The 22,855-nt window shown below is 68.1% G+C and carries 18 protein-coding genes and 5 pseudogenes; 11 read left to right on the forward strand and 12 right to left on the reverse strand.

Annotation, left to right across the window (positions count from 1 at the left end; all coding sequences use genetic code 11):
• The first annotated feature begins 211 nt into the window (after positions 1-211).
• From AB0C62_RS29465 to AB0C62_RS29475, 3 genes and pseudogenes are all read left to right on the forward strand, one after another.
• The gene (locus AB0C62_RS29465) at positions 212-1,504 is read left to right on the forward strand and encodes a UDP-glucose/GDP-mannose dehydrogenase family protein (RefSeq protein WP_362978231.1); all 1,293 of its coding nucleotides are present in this window, start codon (positions 212-214) and stop codon (positions 1,502-1,504) included.
• A gap of 180 nt (positions 1,505-1,684) precedes the next feature.
• Positions 1,685-2,208 (forward strand): annotated as a pseudogene (locus AB0C62_RS29470) (IS5 family transposase); the annotation flags it as partial.
• Between the two features lie 25 nt (positions 2,209-2,233).
• Complete coding sequence (locus AB0C62_RS29475) at positions 2,234-2,857, forward strand: hypothetical protein (protein ID WP_362978319.1); 624 nt, start codon at positions 2,234-2,236, stop codon at positions 2,855-2,857.
• A gap of 228 nt (positions 2,858-3,085) precedes the next feature.
• On the opposite strand, the pseudogene AB0C62_RS29480 reads toward AB0C62_RS29475, so the two are convergent.
• The 4 genes and pseudogenes from AB0C62_RS29480 to AB0C62_RS29495 all read right to left on the reverse strand — a co-directional run.
• Positions 3,086-3,320, reverse strand: a pseudogene (locus AB0C62_RS29480) (ATP-binding protein); the annotation flags it as partial.
• A gap of 76 nt (positions 3,321-3,396) precedes the next feature.
• Positions 3,397-4,329, reverse strand: a complete 933-nt coding sequence (locus AB0C62_RS29485) for an ABC transporter permease subunit (protein ID WP_362978233.1) — start codon at positions 4,327-4,329, stop codon at positions 3,397-3,399.
• Between the two features lie 77 nt (positions 4,330-4,406).
• Positions 4,407-5,369, reverse strand: a complete 963-nt coding sequence (locus AB0C62_RS29490; RefSeq protein ID WP_362978321.1) for an ABC transporter ATP-binding protein — start codon at positions 5,367-5,369, stop codon at positions 4,407-4,409.
• A 17-nt stretch (positions 5,370-5,386) separates the two neighbouring features.
• Positions 5,387-5,818: a GntR family transcriptional regulator gene (locus tag AB0C62_RS29495; RefSeq protein ID WP_362978235.1), complete on the reverse strand. Its 432-nt coding sequence runs from the start codon at positions 5,816-5,818 to the stop codon at positions 5,387-5,389.
• A 113-nt stretch (positions 5,819-5,931) separates the two neighbouring features.
• On the opposite strand from AB0C62_RS29495, the pseudogene AB0C62_RS29500 reads away from it, so the two are divergent.
• Positions 5,932-6,110, forward strand: a pseudogene (locus AB0C62_RS29500) (WhiB family transcriptional regulator).
• Between the two features lie 17 nt (positions 6,111-6,127).
• Here the strand turns inward: AB0C62_RS29500 and AB0C62_RS29505 are convergent.
• From AB0C62_RS29505 to AB0C62_RS29520, 4 genes and pseudogenes are all read right to left on the reverse strand, one after another.
• Positions 6,128-7,147 (reverse strand): annotated as a pseudogene (locus AB0C62_RS29505) (LCP family protein); the annotation flags it as partial.
• Positions 7,148-7,622: 475 nt separating this feature from the next.
• Positions 7,623-8,477, reverse strand: coding sequence for a hypothetical protein (locus AB0C62_RS29510; RefSeq protein WP_362978237.1), 855 nt, complete (start codon positions 8,475-8,477; stop codon positions 7,623-7,625).
• A gap of 80 nt (positions 8,478-8,557) precedes the next feature.
• Complete coding sequence (locus tag AB0C62_RS29515) at positions 8,558-9,088, reverse strand: SigE family RNA polymerase sigma factor (RefSeq protein ID WP_362978239.1); 531 nt, start codon at positions 9,086-9,088, stop codon at positions 8,558-8,560.
• 267 nt (positions 9,089-9,355) lie between these two features.
• A complete protein-coding gene (locus tag AB0C62_RS29520) occupies positions 9,356-10,135 on the reverse strand; it encodes a cytochrome P450 (RefSeq protein WP_362978241.1) in 780 nt (259 codons plus the stop codon).
• A 172-nt stretch (positions 10,136-10,307) separates the two neighbouring features.
• On the opposite strand from AB0C62_RS29520, the gene AB0C62_RS29525 reads away from it, so the two are divergent.
• Positions 10,308-12,008, forward strand: coding sequence for a serine/threonine-protein kinase (locus AB0C62_RS29525; protein ID WP_362978243.1), 1,701 nt, complete (start codon positions 10,308-10,310; stop codon positions 12,006-12,008).
• Positions 12,009-12,063: 55 nt separating this feature from the next.
• A complete protein-coding gene (locus AB0C62_RS29530; RefSeq protein WP_362978245.1) occupies positions 12,064-14,028 on the forward strand; it encodes an FHA domain-containing protein in 1,965 nt (654 codons plus the stop codon).
• A gap of 146 nt (positions 14,029-14,174) precedes the next feature.
• Here AB0C62_RS29530 and AB0C62_RS29535 read toward each other — a convergent pair.
• A pseudogene (locus AB0C62_RS29535) lies at positions 14,175-14,345 on the reverse strand (ISAzo13 family transposase); the annotation flags it as partial.
• On the opposite strand from AB0C62_RS29535, the gene AB0C62_RS29540 reads away from it, so the two are divergent.
• On the forward strand, positions 14,265-14,504 hold the full coding sequence (locus tag AB0C62_RS29540) for a hypothetical protein (protein ID WP_362978329.1): 240 nt from the start codon (positions 14,265-14,267) through the stop codon (positions 14,502-14,504). The pseudogene AB0C62_RS29535 and the gene AB0C62_RS29540 sit on opposite strands and share 81 nt — an antisense overlap.
• A 256-nt stretch (positions 14,505-14,760) precedes the next feature.
• Here AB0C62_RS29540 and AB0C62_RS29545 read toward each other — a convergent pair whose 3' ends face one another.
• Both AB0C62_RS29545 and AB0C62_RS29550 read right to left on the reverse strand, forming a co-directional pair.
• On the reverse strand, positions 14,761-15,432 hold the full coding sequence (locus tag AB0C62_RS29545) for a response regulator transcription factor (RefSeq protein WP_362978247.1): 672 nt from the start codon (positions 15,430-15,432) through the stop codon (positions 14,761-14,763).
• 14 nt (positions 15,433-15,446) lie between these two features.
• Complete coding sequence (locus AB0C62_RS29550) at positions 15,447-16,391, reverse strand: PD-(D/E)XK nuclease family protein (RefSeq protein WP_362978249.1); 945 nt, start codon at positions 16,389-16,391, stop codon at positions 15,447-15,449.
• 283 nt (positions 16,392-16,674) lie between these two features.
• On the opposite strand from AB0C62_RS29550, the gene AB0C62_RS29555 reads away from it, so the two are divergent.
• The 3 genes from AB0C62_RS29555 to AB0C62_RS29565 all read left to right on the forward strand — a co-directional run bounded on the left by AB0C62_RS29555 (position 16,675) and on the right by AB0C62_RS29565 (position 20,249).
• Complete coding sequence (locus tag AB0C62_RS29555) at positions 16,675-18,414, forward strand: site-2 protease family protein (RefSeq protein ID WP_362978251.1); 1,740 nt, start codon at positions 16,675-16,677, stop codon at positions 18,412-18,414.
• Between the two features lie 48 nt (positions 18,415-18,462).
• Positions 18,463-19,365: a tRNA (adenine-N1)-methyltransferase gene (locus AB0C62_RS29560; RefSeq protein WP_362978253.1), complete on the forward strand. Its 903-nt coding sequence runs from the start codon at positions 18,463-18,465 to the stop codon at positions 19,363-19,365.
• A 308-nt stretch (positions 19,366-19,673) separates the two neighbouring features.
• Positions 19,674-20,249, forward strand: a complete 576-nt coding sequence (locus AB0C62_RS29565; protein ID WP_362978255.1) for a hypothetical protein — start codon at positions 19,674-19,676, stop codon at positions 20,247-20,249.
• Between the two features lie 117 nt (positions 20,250-20,366).
• Here AB0C62_RS29565 and AB0C62_RS29570 read toward each other — a convergent pair whose 3' ends face one another.
• Positions 20,367-20,672 (reverse strand): ferredoxin, encoded by a 306-nt coding sequence (locus AB0C62_RS29570; protein ID WP_164372480.1) that lies wholly within the window; start codon positions 20,670-20,672, stop codon positions 20,367-20,369.
• A 253-nt stretch (positions 20,673-20,925) separates the two neighbouring features.
• Here AB0C62_RS29570 and arc point away from each other — a divergent pair, with 253 nt between their 5' ends.
• Entirely contained in the window at positions 20,926-22,692 is a 1,767-nt protein-coding gene (gene arc, locus AB0C62_RS29575) for a proteasome ATPase (protein WP_081223493.1), read from the forward strand.
• Positions 22,693-22,855 lie beyond the last annotated feature (163 nt).

The following is a 22,855-nucleotide window of genomic DNA, read 5'->3' on the forward strand; positions in this document are numbered from 1 at the left end:
GCCTGTGAATCGGGAAGTCCGTGCCCGCCACCAGGGGCGGGACGTCCACAGCTCACCTGGCAGAACCGTTGCGGGGCCGCTGCGGTGGAGTGTTGCAGGCGTCCGTTGGGTGGGCCGGTGAGGGATAGGGTGGTTGCCCCTTCGCGGGGTTCATCTGGAACTTCCCTGGCAGTGAGTCGATTTGGGCCTGCCGAGATTGGACGGCACAACCATGGCGGACCGGGAGCGACGGGTCGCGGTTTTCGGGGCGGGGTACATCGGGCTCGTGACGGGTGCCTGTCTCGCGGAGCTCGGTCACCGGGTGGCCGTACGGGACATCGACCCGGAGAAGGTGCGGGTCCTGAACGCCGGCGAGGTGCCGATCTACGAGCCGGGTCTGGGCGACATGATCGCCCGGAACAAGGAGCGGCTGACGTTCACGCTCGATCTCGCGGAGGCCCTCGATGGCGCCGAGGTCGCGTACGTGTGCGTGGACACCCCGCCGTCCGCGTCCGGGGATGCCGACCTGTCGCGGGTGTGGTCGGTTGTCCGTTCGCTGGCCGGGTCGACGCAGTTGCGGGCGGTCGTGATGAAGTCGACGGTTCCGGTGGGGACCGGAGCCCGCGCGCGGGCGGCCCTCGACGAGGCGGGGCTGACCAACACGGCCTACGCCTCGAATCCGGAGTTCACCGCGGAGGGACGCGCGGTCGGGGACTTCATGAACCCGGACCGCATCGTCATCGGTGCCGACGACCCGGACGCGGCAGCGTTCATCGCCGCCCTGCATGACGGCATCGTCGCTCCGGTGGTGACGATGGACGTGCGGTCGGCGGAGATGGTGAAGCTCGCCTCGAACGCCCTGCTCGCTACGAAGATCAGCTTCGCCAACGAGATCGCCACTCTGTGTGAGAACACCGGTGCCGACGCGGAAGAGGTCCTGGGTGCGGTCGGCCTCGATCACCGCCTGGGCAGGCACTTCCTGCGGCCGGGCATCGGGTGGGGCGGCAGCTGCTTCCCGAAAGACTCCGAGGCCCTGCGCCAGCTCGCCAGCAACACCGGCTTCCACCCGCCGCTGCTCTCGGCGGTCATCGACGTCAACAACATCCAAAAGCGCCGCGCGATCCAGAAGCTGAAGGACACCCTCGGCGACCTCGCCGGGCGGGAGATCGCCCTGCTCGGGATGGCGTTCAAGCCGGGCACCGACGACATGCGCGAGGCGCCGTCCACCGTCCTGGCTTCCCGGCTGCTCGCCGAAGGAGCCCGGGTCCGCTGCTGGGACCCGCTGGCCCGCACCCCGGACGCCGAGCCGTGGAGCTCCACGACCCGCTATGCGACGCCGGACGAGGCACTGGAGGGCGCGGACGCCGCGGTCGTGGTCACCGAATGGACTCAGCTGAAAGACATCAACTGGGCGCAGGCAGCCCAGCAGATGCGGCGGCCGGTCCTCTTCGACGGCCGCAATCTGCTCGACCCGCAGCAGATGCGCGAGTTCGGCTTCACCTACATGTCGGTGGGCCGGCCCTAGCGCTCCTGTTTCAGGGAGGACCGGGCCTCGCTCGCACCACGGGCGAGGCCCGGCCACATCGGCCTGGACGCGAGGCGGCGGTGGTCTCGCAGACTCGTGATAGACGCAGGTCAGGCGGTGTCCCAGGCGCGAAGCTGCGCCGCGATCTCCTGCACGCCGGCGCCCTTGTGCTTGGCGCGCATGGACGACTGCGCAGTCGACGGCTCCCACATCCGGGCTCTCAAAGGGGGAGATCACGTCGGGCCTTCCCCGGTCGATCGTGGGCGGCCCGGATCCAAGCATCACGTGATCGTGGACCGCCAGGGGATACCGCTCGGGTCTCGCTGACCGGCGGAAACCGTCACGACGTCACACAGTTGATGCCCCTGCTCGACACGTTACCTCGCATAGGCGGACTGCGGGTCCGCCCGCGGAACCGGCCCAAGCGGATGTTCGCCGATCGCGGCTACGACTTCGACAAGTACCGTCGCCTGCTGTGGAAGCGCGGCATCAAGCCACTCATCGCCAGGCGGGGTGTCACGCACGGTTCCGGCCTGGGGAAGACCCGGTGGGTTGTCGAGCGCACCTTCGCCTGGCTCCACCACTTCAAACGCCTACGAATCCGTTACGAACGCCGTGCCGACCTCCACCACGGTCTCCTGCAACTGGCCTGCTGCATCATCTGTCTCCGCCGACTGCAGGCACCGTCCCAGAAGGATCAGTAGGGTCGTCGGTGTGCGCGATCTACGAGTGGTCCTGATCGGCGGGACATCGAACGTCGGGAAGTCGACCGTCGCCCAAGAGGTGGCGGCAAAAATCGGGTTCGAGTACCTGAGCACTGACGCGATGGCCCGGCACCCAGGCCGGCCCTGGAGAACCCCGGAGTGGGAGGTGCCGGCGCACGTCGCTGAGCACTACGGATCACTTACGGTGGACGAGCTGATCACGTCTGTGTTCGACCACTACGATCGGCTCTGGCCCCGCATCGAAGAGCTGATCACGGCCCGTGCGGCCAGCGACCACGGCAGTCCGGCCCTGGTCCTGGAGGGGTCGGCACTCTGGCCCGTCCGCGTCGCCAGGCTACAGGTCCCGCACGCGGCAGCCATATGGCTCACCACTGACGACTTCCTAGTACGCGCCCGCGTTCACGCTGCGGGCTCCTATGAAGCAGCCGCAGACGATGAACGGGTCCTGATGGACAAGTTCCTGGCCCGCACGGAGCGCTACCAGGCACTGATGATCGAGGCCGTCGACAGGCTGGGCCTGGCTCGCATCGACGCGGGTGGCGGACAGTCCGCCGAAGAACTGGCTGACACTGTGCTCGCGGCAGCCGACGCGCAGACCGCGCTGGGACGATCATCCACCGGCCGGTGACCATTCATGACTGCCCACCTACGGCATATCCCGGCGCCAGGCGTCCCACCAGCTCATATTGAAACGATCAGTTCAGCCCCATGCGACCAGGGCTGACGTGAAAACCCTGCCACTGATCCAATTTGTCACACGATCTGCGCGTATGCCTCACGCTACCCGCCGCAAACCGGAAGAAGCGTAGAGAAACGGCGCGCAGAAGCGAACAGGAGGAAGGGCTTGGTGTGATCGTCAGCCTGCGGTCTGTTCGGCCCGGGTTTGAGCGAGCCGGAAGAGTCTGTGCCGGCCTCGATGATGTTCCCGCCGAAGGTGAGTCGGTCGACGATGGCCGTGCAGAGCCGCGAATCGGTATACGTTTTGGTCCACCCGGCAACATTCTTGTTGGAGGCGATGGCGACGCTGCTTTTTCCTCCCGTTCGGTGAGAACCTGGAACAGTAACTCGGCGCCGCGTTTGTCGAGTTCCAGGGGAAGGATGTGTCGTCCTTCCCCTGGGCGCCGACTTGCTTGGTGACGGAGTCTGTTTCCTCCAGGGGCAGGCAGGTCAGACGACCCGCTTGTGGCCTCGAAGCAGGATGAATACGGTGATCAGGGCTGTGAGAACGAAAAGGATCGAGGCCCCGAACCACTGCATGCTGTGCAGCTGTGAAATGGGCAGGTAGTCGATAGACCAGCCTGAGATGTCGGCCTTCTGTCGGCAGGCAGCGCGGATGCTCTCAGACGCGCCATTAATACAGGTGCCCAGGCCGCGCGTGCCGCCTGAACCCGTGGCGTACCAGCGATCGATTTCAATCGCTCCGTGAGGTACCTCGGGGAAGACCATAGGGTGGTCCTTGCCGGTGGTCGTCAAAGTGATGACGTCGCCGAGATGCAGCCGAGCCCGGCCCCACAGGAGTTGGACGATCACGGCGGCGACGAACGTGACCACCATGGAGAGAAGTGTGCGGCGCAAGATCATGCCAATTGCCACACCGGCTGCGACGGTGAACAGCGCGAGTGCGACGGGGACCGGGCCCGTGTTGTCGAATATGAAGCCATCGCTCCAACTCGTTCCCGAGTCTGAACTCTTGATCGGCTCGAACCACCAGCCGAACGCGATCGAAAGGGCCGTCGTGCAGAGAACGACGACCAGCATGCTGAGGCCCAGCTTCGTGCAGAGCCAGCGGATCCTGCTCGCGGACTGGGAAGCGATGAGCTTAGCGGTGCCGGTCTCAAGGTCACCGGCAAGAAGAGGAGCGGCAAGGAAGACGCCCAGCAGGATGGGAGCAAAGCCCAGGCCAAGACCCACCTTCTGGAGTTCGAACTGGTAAGGGCCCAGCCCGTCAACCCATTTACCAGTGGCTGATGGCCAGCCATGAGCAGCGAGATAGTCAGTGAGGTCGGCTCGCTTGAGGATGATCCATGCCACGGACAATGCGGTGGCAGCGAGGAGAGTCCAGTAGGCAGCTCGGTGCTGGCGCCAGACGAGCCAGATCATGCCGCTCAGGCGGGGACCGCGGCGCGGGGTGGCCGATGGGACGACGGGGGCGGCCGCAGAGAGGGGAGCGAGATTACTCATATTGCTGTCACCTGCGAGCCGTGAGAGTTGAAGGCGAGAGGGATCTGGGCTGTGGGACTGATCAGAGGAGGCGCGTCAGGGGAGCGCAGGTAGGACAGGAGAAGCTCCTCCAGCCCAGGGGTGCGACTGTGCCATTGGCCGGCAACAGGCCCGTCCGGACGAATGAGAGCGGTCACTTGGCGCCCGCTCGTGCGGCTCTCAATGACAGTGTGTGCAGCGAGTTCGGCCGGGATACCGTGGGGCTGACGGGTGTCGCTGTGAGCTCCCTGCACGAGGAGGTGGGCGCTGCGGATCTCCTCAACGTCCCCCGCCACGCGCAGACCGCCGGTGGACAGCACAAGAAGGAAGTCGCAGACGTTCTCTATTTCGCTGAGCATGTGCGAAGACATCACCACAGTGGTTCCACGCTCAGCCGCCTCCGCCAGCAATGTGCCCATGAGCTCATGTCGGACCAGGGGATCGAGGTCGGACATCGGCTCGTCCAGCAGGAGCAGGTCGGGCCGCTTGCCGAATGCGAGGGCGAATGCCACCCGGGTCCGCTGTCCGCCGGAGAGCGTACCGATCTTCGCAGCCATGGCCACATTGCCGGCCCGGACGATGCCCTCGGCCGCCTGTTGGTCCCAGCCAGGGTTGAGTTCTCGCCCCAGACGTAGCGTCTCAGCGACGGTGAACCGGCGGAACAGTGGCTTCTCCTGTGCGAGGAATGCCGTACGCAGGCCTGCCTCGGCGGATTCCGGTGCCGCTCCGAATACCGTGAGCGTGCCGTCCGTCGGCTTCAGCAGGTTGGCGGCGATCGCCATGAGGGTTGTCTTGCCGGCTCCGTTGGGACCCACCAGCCCGCAGATCCGTCCTGCTGGCAGCCGAAACGAACAATCCTGCAAAGCCCAGCCTCGACGGTACTTCCTACCCACCCCGAAAGCCTCGATAGCCGACTCCTCGATGGGGTCGGCTATGTCCATGGCATCCCTGGCGTTACTCACTGTTGCTCCTTGCGATTCAAGCTCGTCGATCTACTTCCGGGGGCCGCGACCTCTGCGTACTTTGCATCCAGGAGCGAAGCGATAAGGGCAGATACGTCCTCTCGCTCCAAGCCTGCGTCTCGGGCTCGCCCCACCCACGCTTCGAGCTCCTCACGCAGCAGCGAGTCGGATCCTGTCTGCGGACGCGCGAGCGAGCGGCGGATGAACGTGCCGAGGCCGGGCATCAGCTCGGCCAACCCTTCGCGCTCCAGCTCCCGATAAGCCTTGAGGGTGGTGTTGGGATTGAGAGCACTGGCCTCGGCGACTTCTTTGGCCGTGGGCAAGCGATCTCCGGGCATGAGAGCACCCAACCGCAGTGCCTGCTTGGTCTGTTCTACGACCTGTTGATAGGCGGGTATCGCGCTGCGCCGGTCGATGCGGAACTCCATGGCCTCCACCATTTAGCTACTACATTAGTGGAATGATGATGGAGGTGATGTTAGCGATCTGTCAAACGAGCTCTGCCGCGCGGCTCACCGCAGGCCAACGCCGTCAGTAAGCCATAAATCAACTCAAATGGGGCCAGTCCCGGGCTAAGGCGATACGCGCGGGCTGTTCCGTTCGTACCGAAGTGTCTCGCCGACGCCCTCGCCAACCGGATCGAGTGGGGCGTGTGGGGTGGAATGACCGAGCGCGAGTTTGCGGGCACTGCTCCGCCGCCGGCCTCATGTTGCCTCGTAGAGGAAGGTCTTGCTGGACAGCAAGCGGACCATCGAGTTCATGTACATGTGCTGGGCGCGGGCACGCATCAGGTCGCTGCCGTCTCCAAAGCCGTAGCGGGTGCGCAGCCATTGCAGGGCCTGTTTGCCTTTGACCGGGTGGGTGCCTTTGGTGAGCTTCAGTCCTGAGCCGTGGCCCTGACTGTCCCTGGAGTGGATGTTGGCGTCGACGCAGACCGGAACACCGCCGATGGCGTCTGCCATGGACACCACGCCGGAAAAGTCGATCTGCAGGAAGTGGTCGATGTGGATGCCAGTGATCTTTTCCCATGTCGCTACTGTGCAGCCGGGTCCGCCGCGGCCGAGGGACTCGTTGGCTGGTGTGGGCAAGACGGTGGCCTCGTAGACAGTGCCGCTGTCGGGGTCCGTGCATTTTGGGATCTGTAGCAAGGTGTCGCGCGGCATGCTGACGACCGACATGTTGGAGCGGTCGGCGGAGAGGTGCAAGAGCATCTGGACGTCCGCGAGGGGAACTCCGTTGAAGGTGTGTCTGGCGGCGCCGAGCTTCTGGTTCTCTTTGGTGTCCCGGGCGTCAGATCCGATCAGGAGGATGTTGAGGGGCGTCTGGCCCGCGGTGTTGGCTTTGGCTCTGGCGGGCCGGTCCTTTTCGTCCCCGAGGTTCAGGGCTTCCCTTTTGATGTTGCTGTTGAGCTGCCGGTAGTAGAGGTAGCCGGCAGTCGCAGTACCAAGTGTGAGGAGCACCAGGCCCGTTGTGGACCAGCGAAGGGCCCGTCGCCGTCTGGACCGTGCCCGGGATATGCCCCGGCCGCGCTTCGATGGCGTGTCCCCGGAACGGACGCGGTGCCGGTGGGCTGGCCTTGTCCTGGCTGCGGCTTTGTGCCTGTCGATCCCCCGAGCGGCGGGCTCACCATCGGCTGCGAGTGTGTCCGTGGGACGGGTCGGAGTGCTGTCCTGGCCGTACGTCCGATGGTCAATTTTCGGTTCGCCGGCCTGGCGGACGCGTGATCGTGTTCTGCTTCTGCGTGGTCTTGTCCTCATCCCTCACCCTTCGTTGCCGCGCGCGTGGCACTGAACCTTCTGCGTCGTGGAGGTCGCACGTGGGCATTGCGTTGCCGGGCCGCGCGATGAACCGCGGCTGTTGTGGATCTGCTCGGTCTCCGTCGTGCCCGACGCGTCGGCAGGGCAAATAGCCCGCTGGTTCCCACTCAGCGCTTGTGGCAGGTCAATATGTGCTCATTCGTCGTTCGTGGGCAGTGCCTACGGCTCCAAGAAGTGGCATGAGCTCACTTCGCAGGGTGGGCCGGGGTGGTTGGCCCTGCCACGTGGGCCAGTTGGCGCCATGTGAACCTGGCGAGGCGGCCAGCACGTCCGACGTGCCCGTGCTCCGGGCAGTGCGTGTCGAAGGTGGCGGCTCTCGCGCGCGAAAGCGCGTGGGGAGACTCGGCTTCGGGCCCAGCCAATGCTGTTGCGATCGCTTTGGTCAAGCCGACGCACTGGTCTCCGTGGGGCGTGGTCAAGGCAGCGTTCGCGCCCAGTACTTGTCCTGGTCGGAGTCGTAGACGAGCTTTCCGGCGGCGTCGTACCCCTTGATGTGTGGTGCCGCTGTAGTTTGCTGGCGCAGCGTGCCGGAGGCGACAAACCAGCCGTCATCCACGACCGCTTGGCGGGTGGTGTTGCCGTATGAGACAGACACTTCGGTCACTGAGGGGTCGACCGTTCCGACAACCGCCCACCGGAAGGGGAGCGTCCAGCTGCCCTTGTCCGCGGCCGTCTGCTGGAACAACTCGCCCGCATTGGGATCGGGCACGACCAGGCGTCGGTCGGGCGGATCCGCGTCGCTGGCTCCGGTACTGATACCGGAGGCCTGGCCGTCTTCGATGTCGCAGACCACCCTCATCCCCGCCGGGTGCTCCCGCACGCCGACCACATGGAAGCTGTCGCCGGGGGCGGAACTGCCGTTACTCTTCGCCGCCAGGATGATCCGGTAGTTCTTGGCCTCGCCCAGCGGGGCAGTCGGCGTGCCGCGTTCGGCGGTCAGGCACTTGTCCAGCCCGTCAAATGCTTGGGTGAACGTGATCCCGTCGAGCAGCTGTCCTTCAGTGGCGGAGTGCGTATACCCGGGCGTCGTGGCGGCCGAGGTACGCGGTGGGCCGTCTGAGGGCTTCGGCGCCGCCGTGTGCGTGCCCCGTTCCCCGTCTCCCCCGGCCAGGGTGTAGGCCACCGCGGGCAGCGTGCACAGAGAAATCAGCGCCGCCAATGCCGCCGCCGCCCGCTGCTTCCGCTCCCTGCGACCCCGCTTCCGGATTGCCGTGTAAGGCGCCGGCGAAGGTCTGATCGTGTAGGCGTCCTCGGCGAGAAGCTCACGCATACGCTCCTCGAATCTGAACTCCTGCTCGTCCTGAAGCTCCTCTGCCCGAGACTCAGACGCCTGCGCATCACCTGGCCCGTTCACTTGCTACCTCCCCGCCCGCCGGACACTGCGCGGCTGTCAGCCAGCCCCGGATATGAACGCAACTTCGCCAGCCCCTTGGACGCCTGGCTCTTAACGGTGCCGGCCGAGCAGCCAAGCATTTCGGCCACCTCTGCCTCCGACAGGTCTTCCCAGTACCGCAGCACCACCACCGCCCGCTGGCGTGAGGGAAGTTGAGCCAGTCCGGCGAGTAAGGAGCCGCGTTCCTCCACCCGGACTGCGCCCTCGTCGCACCCCGCCCTCTCGGGTACAGACGCCGTCAGCGACTCGCTGATCCGCCTTTTGCGAAACCGGTCACTGTTACAGGTGACGAGCATTCGTCGGACGTATGCCTCCGGATTGTCAGCACGCGAGATCCGTCGCCATGACCGGTACGCCTTGGCCAGCGCGGTCTGCGTCAAGTCCTCCGCATGGTGGACGTCCCCCGTCAGCAGATAAGCGGTCCGCACCAGTTGCGGCCACCGCGCTCTGACGAAGTCCTGGAACCGGTCCTCTTGTTCGGCTTGCATCGAGCACCCTCCCTCGCCCTCCAGACCACCGTTACGGCAGATTCGGTTGCCCGGCGGGGATAGAGCGGCTGCAGACCAGCCGAAGGGCACGAGCAGATCAAGGGTCTAGCCGATCTTCGGTGCCACGAAAGTCCATCGAGCGGCCAGCTCGTACTCGCCCGGCACTTCGCCGTGAAGATCTTGACCATCCCCGGCCACGCACCGTTCTGTGCCAGGTATTGCTTGCGCGCCGGTGCAGAGCCACTCGCACAGCAGTGCCCTACGAGGTCAGACAGGCCGCGACCCCCGCTTCACAGACGACGGCCGCGAACAAGGCCACCGCCACGAAGAAGGCAGCGGTGAAGAGGACCCCCAAGAAGACGTTGGCTCCGAAGCGGCGCAGCGCCTGACCGCGCGGCCAGCCAAGGCCGGTTCTGATCTCAGAGGATGCGCAGGACGCCGACGACTTTGCCGAGGATCTGGACGTCGTCGGCGGGGATCGGCGACGGTGCCGAGGCAGGCGTGGGTGCCCCAGCCGTAGCCGAGGTGCCGGTTGGGTGAGCGGTCCAGGATGAGCGCGTTCGGGGTGGTGAACGCGTCGGGGTCGCGGTTGGCGGCGGCGAACAGCACGGTCACCTTCTGGCTGCGGCGCACCGCGACGTCGCCGATCGACAGGTCGGCGGCCGCGAGGCGGGTGGTGCCCTGCACGGGCCCGTCGAAGCGGACGAGTTCGTCGACGGCGAGGGGTACGAGCCCCGGACGTTCGCGCAGCGCGGTGAGGACGTCGGGCCGGCGGCCCAGGGTGTCGAGGAGGTTGGCGATCGCGGCGGTCAGGGTGCTGTAGCCGCCCTGGAACAGCACGCGGGCCGTGTGCATGGCGTAGACGGCATGCTCGGGACCGGTGTTCTCGGTGCGGGCGCGGACGTTCCCCAGCAGTCCGGTGGGCCGGCCGGTGGTGGTGAACCAGGAGGCGACCAGGTCGCTGAGCTGCTGGCAGGCGCGCCGGCCGGGCTCGATCAGGTCGGGGTCCAGGCCGGCGTCCATGCTCCGCATGATCGTGTCGGACACCTGCGCCCACTCCTCGACGGGCGGCGGCATGACACCGAGGAGGTCGGCGGTTCACGACTGTCACAGTACTGTCCGGATTGTTTCTGTCCGGCCCCCACGCTGCTCATTTAGTGATCGTCGCCGTATTCATCATACTAGCGGCGGCGGTTGGCGGAGTTAGGGAGTGGACCTCATGCAGAACGTAGACGAGACATCGTCAGAGGCCGGCGGTGAGCGGCTTGTCGCAGGCAGGTACCGGCTGCTGTCCGTACTCGGCGAGGGCGGTATGGGCACCGTATGGCGGGCCCGCGACCAAGTGCTCCACCGCGACGTCGCCGTCAAAGAGGTCCGTGCCTCCATCGAACTACCCGCCGAACGCAGCAGGCAGATGCACATCCGACTGGAGCGGGAGGCGCGGGCGGCGGCACGCGTCAACGCCCGTGGAGTCGTCACCGTCCACGACGTGGTGACCTTCGACGACCGGCCGTGGATCGTCATGGAACTCGTTCGCGGCCGCTCCCTCGCCGATGCGATCGGCGCCGAGGGCGCGCTGGCACCGAAGGAGGTCGCGCGCATCGGCCTCGAGGTCCTCGCGGCACTGCGCGCGGCCCACAGCGTCGGCGTGCTGCACCGTGACGTTAAACCCGCCAACGTGCTGCTTGCCGACGAGGGGCGGGTCGTCCTGACCGACTTCGGCATAGCCAGCGTGGAGGGCAGTACCGCGTTGACGATGACCGGTGAGGTCGTTGGATCGCCCGAGTACCTCGCCCCCGAGCGTGCGTTGGGCCGGATACCGGGTACCGCCTCCGACTTGTGGTCGCTCGGGGCGTTGCTCTACACGGCCGTACAGGGGCGTTCGCCGTTCCGCCGGACGAGTGCCCTGTCGACCCTGCGGGCCGTCGTGGACGACGAGTTGCCGCCGCCGCACCGGGCCGGTCCGCTGACGGCGGTCATCGAGGGGCTGATGAGCAAGGACCCCGAGGGACGGATGGGGGCCGAGGAAGCCATGGGTGAACTCTTGCGGGCGACCAAGGTGTTGACGGCAACGGTCGGGGCGGGGGCTGCGGATGCGGAGGTGACCGCGGATTTGACGGTGCCCACGACGTCGGTGACGGGCGGTGTCTCTGCGGCCGTCACCGAGGCGGTGACGGCCGCAGAGAAGACCCCGCCCGACCAGCAGACGCCGGCCGCCGAGGAGACTGTGGCTGCGACTGCTCCGACCACGTCGACGGGCCCGACCGCTGCGGTTGAGGTGACGGCGGCTCGGGCTGCGGCCACGCCCTCGCCGCTGGGCACATTCGGGCCTCCGCCGGACAGCGCGGCGTTCGGGTCCGGCGCGGCCACGCCCGTCCCGGCGGGCGGCTTCGGCCAGGACGCCAAATCCGGGCCCCTCCCCGCCCGGCGCGGCCGTCGTAGGACGTATCTGGTGTGGGCTGCGGCGGTCGCGCTTGTCCTGTCTGGTGGCGGCATCGCCTACAAGGTCATGAACCAGGACGACGACAAGAGCGCCAAGAAAGCCGAAACCACCAGCACTGGCAGCGCGTCCCAACCGGTGTCGGTGGCTGTCACCGGCAACGCCACCACGTTCGACGGGACCTGCCCAGGCGGAGACGGTGAGGCGCCCTGGTTCACCGCGACGTTCAAGACAGACCGGGCCCCGGTCCAGTTCTCGTACCGGTGGGTGTCCGACAACGGAGCCGTGGTGGACAAGGAGTGGCGGACGCTGGCGTTCCGTGAGGGTGACCCGACGAGCAAGTCGGAGACAGTGCGCCTGTCGACCTGGGCTCAGGACGGGACGTTGAAGAGCGCGATGGCCGTCGAGATCAAGTCACCGTTCGATACGAAGTCCAACCCTGTGCCATTTTCCATCACTTGCCGGTCGAACGGCGAGTGACAAGAGTCCCTGGTCGTTCATAATTGGACCAATCTTTTTCCCTTAAGGAGTTTCCGTGCTGTCGGTCATCGTGGGACGCACCGGTCCGTTCACCGGTCAGAGCGTGGTTCTCGGAGAAGCTCCGGTGACGTTCGGGCGCAAGAGCGACAACGACGTCGTCATCGTCAGCGTCAGCGCTTCCCGCTTCCACGCCGAGATCGTCGCCGACCACGGTACCTACGTCCTCCACGACCGTGGGAGCAGGAACGGCACCTTCGTCAACGAACAGCGTGTCGAGCGGCATGAGTTGCTGCCCGGCGACACCATTCGCATCGGCGACGAGACGTTCCTGTTCGAGACCCAGGGGGCCGTGGAGACGGTCATGGACCTCTCCCAGATGGACCTGCCGCGCGCCAACGCGGCCGTGGACCCAGGAGTCCTCCGGGTCACGGTAACCGGCGGCGGCCCCGTCGGCCTGGCCGTCGCGCTGCTGCTGGAGGATGCACTGGCCGGACGGGTCGCGATCACCGTCTACGACGGCCGGTGGATGCGCAACGGCACCTCCGTCGTCTGGAAGGACGCCGACCAGGGCAACGTCCGCCGCCAGCAAGTCGTCACCGTCCAGAGCCGGCAGTACCTGACGCTCACAACCGAGATGCAGACGGCGTTGTTCGGCGACACCGGCCAGTATTCGGAGATGTGGCCGCTCGGCCCCGACTCCGTCGACGGACGGCCGCCCCGCAACATACGTATCGCCTACATCGAGGACCAACTGCTCGAACTGGCCAACAGCAAGTCCGCCATCCGGCTCGTGCCCAAGCGATTCGACATAGCAGAGCAGGAACACCTCATCACCCGCGATCACGTACTCGTCATCGGCGAGGGCGGTCGCTCCCGCACCCGTGAGCACTTCGCCAGCCGCTTCGGCATGGCAGACGCCTCCATCTACTCCCTCGACGGCGAGCACATCCAGGACATCGTGCTCGGACTCAAGGTCAAGTCCCGTCTTTCGGACCCGATGAGCGTGCTGCTCACCGTGGCGCAGAACCGCTTCCTGCTCAACTCGCTGCGCGGCGAGGGCTTCCTGAACATGCGCCTCACCCGCGAGGAGGCCCGAAACGTCATCGGCATCGACCCGGTGCGGCAGGTCTTCGAAGAGTGCATCGCGGCCCGGCCGTGCGTGATGAGCCGCCACGAGGACAACGAGTTCGTCTGCCCGACCCACGGCACTCTGTTCCTGCCGGCGCTGCTGCGCGGCTCGCCGCTGTGGAAGCGGATCGTGGAAGGGCTGCGGCTGTTCGACGTCCCCGAGGAGGACCTCAGCGCCATCACGTCGTTCCGCCTCGACATGGTCCAGCGCCCGCGGTTCACCGCCCAGCTCACCCGCCCGACCGCGGAAGGCCCGGGCACGTACGGGTTCCTCCTGGGGGACGCGGCCAACGCCATCCACTTCTGGCCCGGACGCGGCCTCAACAGCGGCCTGGCCTCCGCCGTCTCGCTGGCCCGCTCCCTCAGCCGGGCCTGGCGCGGACGGCCGCTGCGTGACGCGGACTTCATCCGCCACGAGGCGGCCATGTCGATGCTCCAGTACCGGCACAAGAGCCGCGCCTGGAACGCGATGGTCACCACGGACGAGCGGGGTGTGACCCGGGCGATCAAGGACATCATCGAAGGGAGCATGGAGGCGAGTGCGGCCCCGGTCCCGGCTCCGGGCGTAGTTGGCCGCGCCGGCGCTGCTCCCGCGGACGCTGATCTGGAGGTCCTGCTGGACCGTATGCGGGCCATCCGTGAGCGGCTGGCGCCCCGTATGCCGGGTCTGCCGGATGACGACGTGCTCCGGGCCCATCTCTCCACTCTGGCGCCCGCAACCCTTCGCACGCTCCAGGAGAGCGGTGCCTGGGACACGCTGATCGTCAGCGGCGAGGAAGCCGACATCGACATTTTCTACCAGCAGGACGCCCCGGTGTTCGTCCCGACCACCCCGCAGCAGCCGCATCCGCTCCCGGACCCCCGTAACTCCGCCCTGCTGGGTCCGGCCTGACGGTCCGCCGCCGCAACTGCAAACACCCAATCACTTGGTGCGTGGGCGTTCACGCGGGTCCGCGGCTTGCTCGGCGAGAGCTAAGGAGCTCACCGTACGGCTCTGATCTTTCAGAATGAAGTTCGGAGGCGGCGTAGGCATGGAACCTCAGCCGCCCGCTGGCGCCCGCCACCGGGACGGCGGACCCGGCCCAGCGGCTCCGCCCCGGCCTCCAGCTCGTCCACACCTTTACATAGGTGGTCTCGCTGACCCCGGCCAGCCGCCTGGGCGACGGCTCGGATCGCACCATGGCCCAGGATCCGAGCCTCAGCTCCCATCAGCAGACGTCGCTGCCGCTCGTCCAGCGGCGCGGTCTGGCTGCCGAACTGGCGCGTGAGCACGGAGGCGTGGCGTTCAGCTGGCGGCGTGCCGTCGCTGAGGCCGTGATGGCGTTCGAGAGCGAGCAGCAGGGGCAGGGAGCTGACGGGGCGTCCTGAGGCTTCCTGCCTCACCGCCCCGCTGCGGGGGCGCCGGCTTCTGTCCGGCGCGAGTGCGGAGTGCCGCCGCCCGACGCGCGACCCTCACCAGGCGGCCCCGGACCCTCTTGCCTACCTCCGTCCTGTCCTGCCCCCCTACGACGCCGTAAGCGAAGGGCGCCCGTTCCCAGTGGAACGGGCGCCCTTCGCGCTGTCCGAGCGGTCGCGTCCGCAGCCGGGCCGGATGCGGACGCGACCGGTCAGGCTGCCGGAGAGGTCACTGCGCCCCGGGGCGCACCAGCCCGCTCTCGTACGCGTACACCGCGGCCTGCACCCGGTCGCGCAGCCCCAGCTTCGTCAGGACGTGACCCACATGCGTCTTGACCGTGGTCTCACTGACGAAGAGGTCGGCCGCGATCTCCGCGTTCGACAGTCCGCGCGCGACCAGCTTCAGCACCTCGACCTCACGGTCCGTCAGCGTGTGCAGGGTGTCCGGCACCGGATCGTCGCCGGACGGGAGATGCCCCGCGTACTTGTCGAGCAGCCGGCGCGTGATGCTCGGCGCGAGCATCGCCTCGCCCCCCGCCACCACCCGGATCGCCTGCACCAGTTCGTTGGCCGGCGCGTCCTTGAGGAGGAAACCACTGGCGCCCGCGCGCAGCGCCTCCACCACGTACTCGTCGAGGTCGAAGGTCGTCAGGACGAGCACCTTCGCCGGACCGTCCCGGCCGGGGCCGGTGATCTGCCGGGTCGCCTCGACACCGTCCATCCGCGGCATGCGGATGTCCATCAGAACCACATCGGGTTGCAGCGCACGCACCTGATCGAGTGCCTGGAGACCGTCACCGGCCTCGCCGACGACCGCGAGATCCGGCTCCGCCTCCAGAATCATCCGGAAGCCGGTGCGCAGCAGCGGCTGGTCGTCGACCAGTAGGACGCGGATGGCCACGTAAGTCTCCTTCGCTAGTCCGGCCCCATTCTGCCCTGTTCACGGGGACCCGACTCGGGCGCCCTGACCGCGAGCGGATACGGCGGGGGAGTACCGCCGAATTCCGGACATACCGCCTGGTGGTCGCACCAGCCGCAGAGCTTGGTGGGCCGCGGCCGCCACTCACCCGTCTCCGTCGCCAGCCGGATCACCTCCCACAGCGCGAGCAGCTTGCGCTCCACCCGCTCCAGGTCGGCGATCACCGGGTCGTACGTCAGCACGTCACCGCTGCCCAGATAGACGAGCTGAAGACGGCGCGGGACCACCTGCTTCAGCCGCCACACCACCAGCGCGTAGAACTTCATCTGGAACAGGGCACCCTCGGCGTACTCCGGACGGGGTGCCTTTCCCGTCTTGTAGTCGACGATCCGGACCTCGCCCGTCGGCGCCACGTCGACCCGGTCGATGATGCCGCGCAGGGTCAGACCGGAATCGAGCCGCGCCTCGACGAACAGCTCCCGCTCGGCCGGCTCCAGCCGGGACGGGTCCTCCAGCGTGAACCACCGCTCCACGAGCTGCTCGGCCTCGGTCAGCCAGCGCGCGAGCCGCTCGCCCTCCGGGTCGTCGGCGAACAGCTCCACGACCTCCGGCCGCGTCTCGCGCAGCCGGTCCCACTGACCGGGGATCAGCGACTTGGCGCGCGGCGCGGTCCGGTCCGCCGCCGGCGCGTCGAACAGCCGCTCCAGCACCGCGTGCACCAAGGTGCCCCTGGTCGCCGCCGCGCTCGGCTTCTCCGGCAGCTTGTCGATCACCCGGAAGCGGTACAGCAGCGGACACTGCATGAAGTCACTGGCACGCGAGGGCGACAGCGAGGCGGGCGCGCGGGCGACCGCCGGGGCCGGTCCGTCGGCGACGGGCACGACGGCCTCGCCGGCCGCGGCCACTTCTTCGGGCGCGGCGCCCTCGGTGCTCGTTTCCATGACGACAGACCTTACGGCCCGCCACTGACAGCTGGTGATCCCGTTCGGATCGATACATCCCGTATGCGAGGGACGCGCCACCCCGCCGGGCAGCGTGCCGCACGCCGCGACCCGGTCCCGAACGGCCCCGGCGACACTGCCCGACCGGCCCCGGCACGGGCGACGGCACGGAAAACAGAGGGGGTGCCGGGGCGGAACGCGCCGCGACGGCCGCATACCATCGACCACAGACCCTCCTGCTCCGCATGATCGGGGCGGGAGACGCTTCGAACGAGGGGACATCGTGGACGAGAGCGGCGGGAGCGGGCAGCCGCGGTCCGGCACCGGCGAGGCGACCGAGGGCCCCGAGAGGCCCGGAGCCTCCGCCGGCCCGGCCGCCGACGCCCAGCGCCCCGAACCGGCCGGACCCGAGACCTCCACCGGGCCGACGCCCGCGGCCCCCGAACACGACGGCAGGATCGAGCCGGCCGACAGCGGCCCGACACCGGACCACCCCGCGACCTCCACCACCCGGCCCGCTCCCGGGCAGAGCCCCGCACCCTCCGCGCGCGCGGAGGGCGGCTCCCCGGCGCCCGACAGCTCGGGACCCGCGCCGCACGACAGCTCCGCGACGCACGCCCGGTCGCGGTCCGAGGCGGACGACGACCCCGCCGCGCGCACCCGCTCCACGGCCGAGACCGACGAGGGAGGCGACTCCCCGACACCACCCCACCAGGACCACGGCCACCAGAACCCCACCGGCACCGGTAACGCGGCCGGAACACCGCCCGAGCACCACGACGCCCACCGGACCCTCGCCCACAGCGGCAACACGGGCGGCGGCACCGGCAGCGGTGGCGACAAGGGCGGTCGCCCGCCCCGCCGCCGCAAGGAACCCGGCGGCGGCCTGCTCATGGGACGGCCGTTCGGCGTCCCCGTCTACGTCGCACCCAGCTGGTTCCTCGTCGCCGCCCTGATCACCTGGGTGTTCGGCGGGCAACTCGACCGCGTCCTGCCCGAACTCGGCGCCGCCCGCTACCTGGTCTCGCTGTTCTTCGCGGTCGCCTTCTACGCCTCCGTGCTCGTCCACGAACTCGCCCACACCGTCGCCGCCCTGCGCTTCAAACTGCCGGTGCGCCGCATCCAGCTCCAGTTCTTCGGCGGCGTCTCCGAGATCGAGAAGGAAGCCGAGACCCCCGGCCGCGAGTTCGTGCTGGCCTTCGTCGGCCCCCTCCTCTCCCTCGTCCTGTCCGGCGTCTTCTACCTCGCCATGCTCCCGGTCGAGCCCGGCACGGTCCCCGGCGTCCTGCTGGCCGGCCTGATGATCTCCAACCTCATCGTCGCCGCCTTCAACCTGCTGCCCGGCCTTCCCCTCGACGGCGGCCGGATGCTCCGCGCGGTCGTCTGGAAGATCACCGGCAGGCCGATGAGCGGCACCGTCGCCGCCGCCTGGGTTGGCCGCGCCCTCGCCGTCTCCGTCCTGATCGGACTGCCCCTGCTCACCCAGTCCTCCGTCCTCGGCGCCGCCCCCGAGGACCTCAGTGGCATGGACACCGTCACCGACGCCCTGCTCGCCGCCATCCTCGCGGCGATCATCTGGACCGGCGCCGGCAACAGCCTGCGCGTGGCCCGGCTCCGCGAACACCTCCCGGAACTGCGCGCCCGCTCACTCACCCGGCGCGCCGTCCCCGTCGAGACCAGCACCCCCCTCTCCGAGGCCCTGCGCCGCGCCAACGACGCGGGCGCCCGCGCCCTGGTCGTCGTCGACGCCGACGGCGAACCCCTGTCACTGGTCCGCGAAGCGGCCATCGTCGGCGTCCCCGAGCACCGGCGCCCCTGGGTCGCCGTCAGCGGCCTCGCCCAGGACCTCACCGACGGCATGCGCGTCTCCGCCGAACTGGCCGGCGAGGAACTCCTCGACTTCCTGCGCGCGACCCCCGCCACCGAGTACCTGGTGGTGGAGGACTCGGGCGAGATCTACGGTGTCCTGTCCGCCGCCGACGTCGAGCGCGCCTTCGTGAAGGCCATGGCCCGGCCCGCCTGACCCTCCACCGTGGTCGGCGGGCCCGCCCCGGACCGGTAGGCTGTTCACATGTCCGAACCGACCGGTGCCGCCCGCAGGCGCGGGCCCTTCAAGGTCGGGGACCAGGTTCAGCTGACCGACCCCAAGGGCCGCCACTACACGTTCACGCTCGAGGCCGGGAAGAACTTCCACACCCACAAGGGTTCCTTCCCCCACGACGAGCTGATCGGCGCACCCGAGGGCAGCGTTGTCCGCACCACCGGAAACGTCGCCTACCTCGCGCTGCGCCCCCTGCTCCCCGACTACGTCCTGTCCATGCCCCGCGGCGCCGCCGTGGTCTACCCCAAGGACGCGGGGCAGATCCTGGCCTTCGCCGACATCTTCCCCGGCGCACGCGTCGTGGAGGCGGGAGTCGGCTCCGGCTCGCTCAGCAGCTTCCTGCTGCGCGCCATCGGCGACCAGGGCATGCTGCACTCGTACGAGCGCCGCGAGGACTTCGCGGAGATCGCCCAGCAGAACGTCGAGCGCTACTTCGGGGGCCCGCACCCCGCCTGGCAGCTCACGGTCGGCGACCTCCAGGACAACCTGAGCGACACCGACGTGGACCGCGTCATCCTCGACATGCTCGCCCCCTGGGAGTGCCTGGAGGCCGTCTCCAAGGCGCTCGTCCCCGGCGGCATCCTCTGCTGCTACGTGGCGACCACCACCCAGCTCGCGCGGACCGTCGAGTCGATCCGCGAGATGGGCTCGTTCAACGAGCCGACCGCCTGGGAATCGATGATCCGCAACTGGCACATCGAGGGCCTGGCCGTCCGTCCGGACCACCGGATGATCGGCCACACCGGCTTCCTGCTCACCGCCCGCCGCCTCGCGGACGGCGTCGAGCCGCCCATGCGCCGCCGCCGCCCCTCCAAGGGCGCCTACGGCGAGGACTACTCCGGCCCGAACGCCGACGGCGGATCCGGCCGCTGACGCGTCCAACGCACCACGGCCGTGGCCGAGTTCCCGAATGTCCCGGGGAACTCGGCCACTGTGCTTTTCCGTTGACCCCGCTCAGGGGCGCACCGCCACGAGCCGTCAGGCGGCCGTTCCGGGCCCTCCGTCGGCCCCGGCGCGGTCCCGCACCCGGGGGGCGGCCCGAGCGCCGACGAGACGCCTCCCCGACAGGCTGAGAACTCGCTCAGAAGTCCGGACCCCGCCGTTCCCCAGGGCTGTGACGTGTGGCACCATGCGGGACACCCCACCCCCACCGGCACAGCCCCTCACGGGAGACACTCCTAGTGCAGCAATCCGCCGTCCCGGAACTGGCACACACGCACACCAGCCCCCTGCAGTGGGTCGCCACGGCCACCGCCATCGCCGGAGTCGTCGCGCTCTCCTCCGTCCTCCAGCCCGATCCGGCGCGAGCCGCCCAGCCCGCCACCGGAGCGAAATCGGCCGCGGCCTCCGTCGCCGCCCCGGACCCGACCGGTGTCGACTTCCCGATCACCTGCGGACCGGCCAAGGCGCTCGTGACAAAGAAGGCCTCGGGCGACCTCGACGGCGACGGCCGCCCCGAGACCGTGGCCGTCGTCCGCTGCGACGCCGGCTCCGGGACCCCGCCCAGCGGTGTCTACGTCCTCACTCAGGGTGAGGACGCGAAGAAGCCCCGCGTCGTCGCGACCCTGATCGATCCCAAGGAGCGTCTCAGCGTCACGGACTTCGCGGTCCGCGACGGAGTCGTCACTGCCACCCTGCTCGGCTACTCCTCCGCCGACGTCCCGAGTTGCTGCCCGGACGTCAAGGACGAGGCCAAGTGGCAGTGGAAGAACGGCGCGTTCGTCCGCTCGACCCCCTCGGGCGCCCAGAGCGTCTGAGCCCGTCCCCCGCTCCCGGCACCTCCGCGGGGCCGGCGGCCGCGGACAGAAAGACACCCTCCGCCGCGGCGGAGGGTGTCAGGAAGCGGACAACGGTGACACGGGGTGCCCCACGGGTCACTCCGCGTCGGGCCCGTACACCTCGACCTTGTCCGAAACCCGACGGACGTGGATGCAGTCGCCCGGACATTCCTTCGCCGAGTCCGCCACGTCACGCAGAAGCGTCAGCGGTACGGCCGTTGTGGCACCCACGGCCTGCAGCAGCTCGTCGTCGCCGCTCTTCACATAGGCCAGACCGTCGATGTCCAGCTCAAAGACCTCGGGGGCGTACTGGGCACAGATCCCGTCGCCCGTACACAGATCCTGGTCGATCCAGACCTCAAGCGCCTCGCCGTCGGCTCCGGCCTCCTGCTGCACGGTCATTTCTCCTGCCGTTTCCTGCGTCGAGCGAACCGAAGATTGGGGAATCGGGCCAGCTCTGACGGGTGTTGAACACTTCGACCCTACCTCCGCCCGCTTCCCAATCATGTTCGGTGGGTATTCCCCTGGCGTGAGGGAGAGCGCAAGGGTGAAGATCGGACACACCCCGACAGTCTTTGTGATCTAGGGGTTTCAATCGACACCCACCCAGGTAGGGTCTGGAAGCGTCCAGCTCCCCTTGGAGGAGGTGAGGACCGTGGCAGCCCACGACGACGACATGAACCGCGGCATCCGCCCGGGAAGAGGGTCCGATGACCCCGCCGGGCAGATTGCCTACCTTGAGCAGGAGATCGCCGTCCTGCGACGCAAGCTCGCCGACTCTCCGCGGCACACGAGGATTCTCGAAGAGCGGATCGTCGAACTGCAGACCAACCTGGCCGGCGTGTCCGCGCAGAACGAGCGGCTGGCGAACACGCTCCGTGAGGCCCGCGACCAGATCGTGGCCCTCAAGGAAGAGGTCGACCGGCTGGCGCAGCCTCCGGCAGGCTTCGGTGTCTTCCTCGTGGCGAACGAGGACGGCACGGCGGACATCTTCACCGGGGGCCGCAAGCTCCGGGTGAACGTCAGCCCCAGCGTGGAGCTCCCAGAGCTCCGGCGCGGCCAGGAAGTGATGTTGAACGAAGCTCTCAACGTGGTCGAGGCCATGGAGTACGAGAGCGTGGGCGACATCGTCACCCTCAAGGAGATCCTCGAGGACGGCGAGCGCGCCCTGGTGGTGGGGCACACCGACGAGGAACGGGTGGTGCGGCTCGCCGAGCCGCTCCTGGACGTCACCATCCGTCCCGGCGACGCCCTCCTCCTGGAACCCCGATCCGGCTATGTCTACGAAATCGTTCCGAAGAGCGAGGTCGAGGAGCTCGTCCTCGAAGAGGTCCCGGACATCGGCTACGAGCAGATCGGCGGTCTGGGCGGCCAGATCGAGATGATCCGCGACGCGGTCGAGCTTCCGTACCTCTACCCCGACCTCTTCAAGGAGCACGAACTGCGGCCGCCCAAGGGCGTCCTGCTGTACGGGCCCCCCGGATGCGGAAAGACGCTCATCGCCAAGGCCGTGGCCAACTCCCTGGCCAAGAAGGTCGCGGAAGTGACCGGACAGGCCACCGGCAAGAGCTTCTTCCTCAACATCAAGGGCCCCGAGCTCCTGAACAAGTACGTCGGCGAGACCGAGCGGCAGATCCGCCTCGTCTTCCAGCGTGCACGCGAGAAGGCCAGCGAGGGCACCCCCGTCATCGTCTTCTTCGACGAGATGGAGTCCCTCTTCCGCACCCGTGGATCCGGCGTCAGCTCGGACGTGGAGAACACCATCGTCCCGCAGCTGCTCGCCGAGATCGACGGCGTGGAGGGCCTGCAGAACGTCGTGGTCATCGGCGCCTCGAACCGCGAGGACATGATCGACCCCGCCATCCTGCGGCCCGGCCGGCTCGACGTGAAGATCAAGATCGAGCGTCCGGACGCCGAAGCGGCGAAGGACATCTTCCAGAAGTACCTCACCGAGCGTCTCCCCCTGCACCCCGAGGACGTCGGAGAGCACGGCGGCGACAGGGCGGCCACCGTCCACGGCATGATCCAGACCGCCGTGGAGCAGATGTACGCCGAATCGGAGGAGAACCGCTTCCTGGAGGTCACCTACGCCAACGGTGACAAGGAAGTCCTGTACTTCAAGGACTTCAATTCCGGCGCCATGATCGAGAACATCGTCGGCCGCGCCAAGAAGATGGCCATCAAGGACTTCTTGGAGCACAGCCAAAAGGGCCTTCGGGTCTCCCACCTCCTCCAGGCATGCGTGGACGAGTTCAAGGAGAACGAGGACCTGCCGAACACCACCAACCCGGACGACTGGGCCCGGATCTCCGGAAAGAAGGGTGAACGGATCGTCTACATCCGTACGCTCATCACCGGAAAGCAGGGCGCGGACACCGGACGCTCCATCGACACGGTGGCCAACACCGGCCAGTACCTGTAAAAAGCAGGGCGGCTGCGGGTGCCCGACGCGGGTACCCGCAGCCGACTGCTTTTCAGGCCACGGTCGGAGTACAGCAATGACGCAAATGATCTCCCCACCAGCGCAAAGGCGTTCTAGGCTCTTTCGTACCGCCGAGTCGCGCAGTGCGGGGACGGGCACCGCA

This window comes from Streptomyces sp. NPDC048643, assembly GCF_040650615.1.
Classification (GTDB): Bacteria; Actinomycetota; Actinomycetes; order Streptomycetales; family Streptomycetaceae; genus Streptomyces.

Bases quoted from the DNA above. Each gene is read 5' to 3' on its own strand.
- AB0C62_RS29465 (WP_362978231.1), top strand. From the start codon at position 212: ATGGCGGACCGGGAGCGACGGGTCGCGGTTTTCGGGGCGGGGTACATC.
- AB0C62_RS29485 (WP_362978233.1), bottom strand. From the start codon at position 4,329: ATGATCTGGCTCGTCTGGCGCCAGCACCGAGCTGCCTACTGGACTCTC.
- AB0C62_RS29490 (WP_362978321.1), bottom strand. From the start codon at position 5,369: ATGGACATAGCCGACCCCATCGAGGAGTCGGCTATCGAGGCTTTCGGG.
- AB0C62_RS29495 (WP_362978235.1), bottom strand. From the start codon at position 5,818: ATGGAGTTCCGCATCGACCGGCGCAGCGCGATACCCGCCTATCAACAG.
- AB0C62_RS29510 (WP_362978237.1), bottom strand. From the start codon at position 8,477: ATGCGTGAGCTTCTCGCCGAGGACGCCTACACGATCAGACCTTCGCCG.
- AB0C62_RS29515 (WP_362978239.1), bottom strand. From the start codon at position 9,088: ATGCAAGCCGAACAAGAGGACCGGTTCCAGGACTTCGTCAGAGCGCGG.
- AB0C62_RS29525 (WP_362978243.1), top strand. From the start codon at position 10,308: ATGCAGAACGTAGACGAGACATCGTCAGAGGCCGGCGGTGAGCGGCTT.
- AB0C62_RS29550 (WP_362978249.1), bottom strand. From the start codon at position 16,391: ATGGAAACGAGCACCGAGGGCGCCGCGCCCGAAGAAGTGGCCGCGGCC.
- AB0C62_RS29560 (WP_362978253.1), top strand. From the start codon at position 18,463: ATGTCCGAACCGACCGGTGCCGCCCGCAGGCGCGGGCCCTTCAAGGTC.
- AB0C62_RS29570 (WP_164372480.1), bottom strand. From the start codon at position 20,672: ATGACCGTGCAGCAGGAGGCCGGAGCCGACGGCGAGGCGCTTGAGGTC.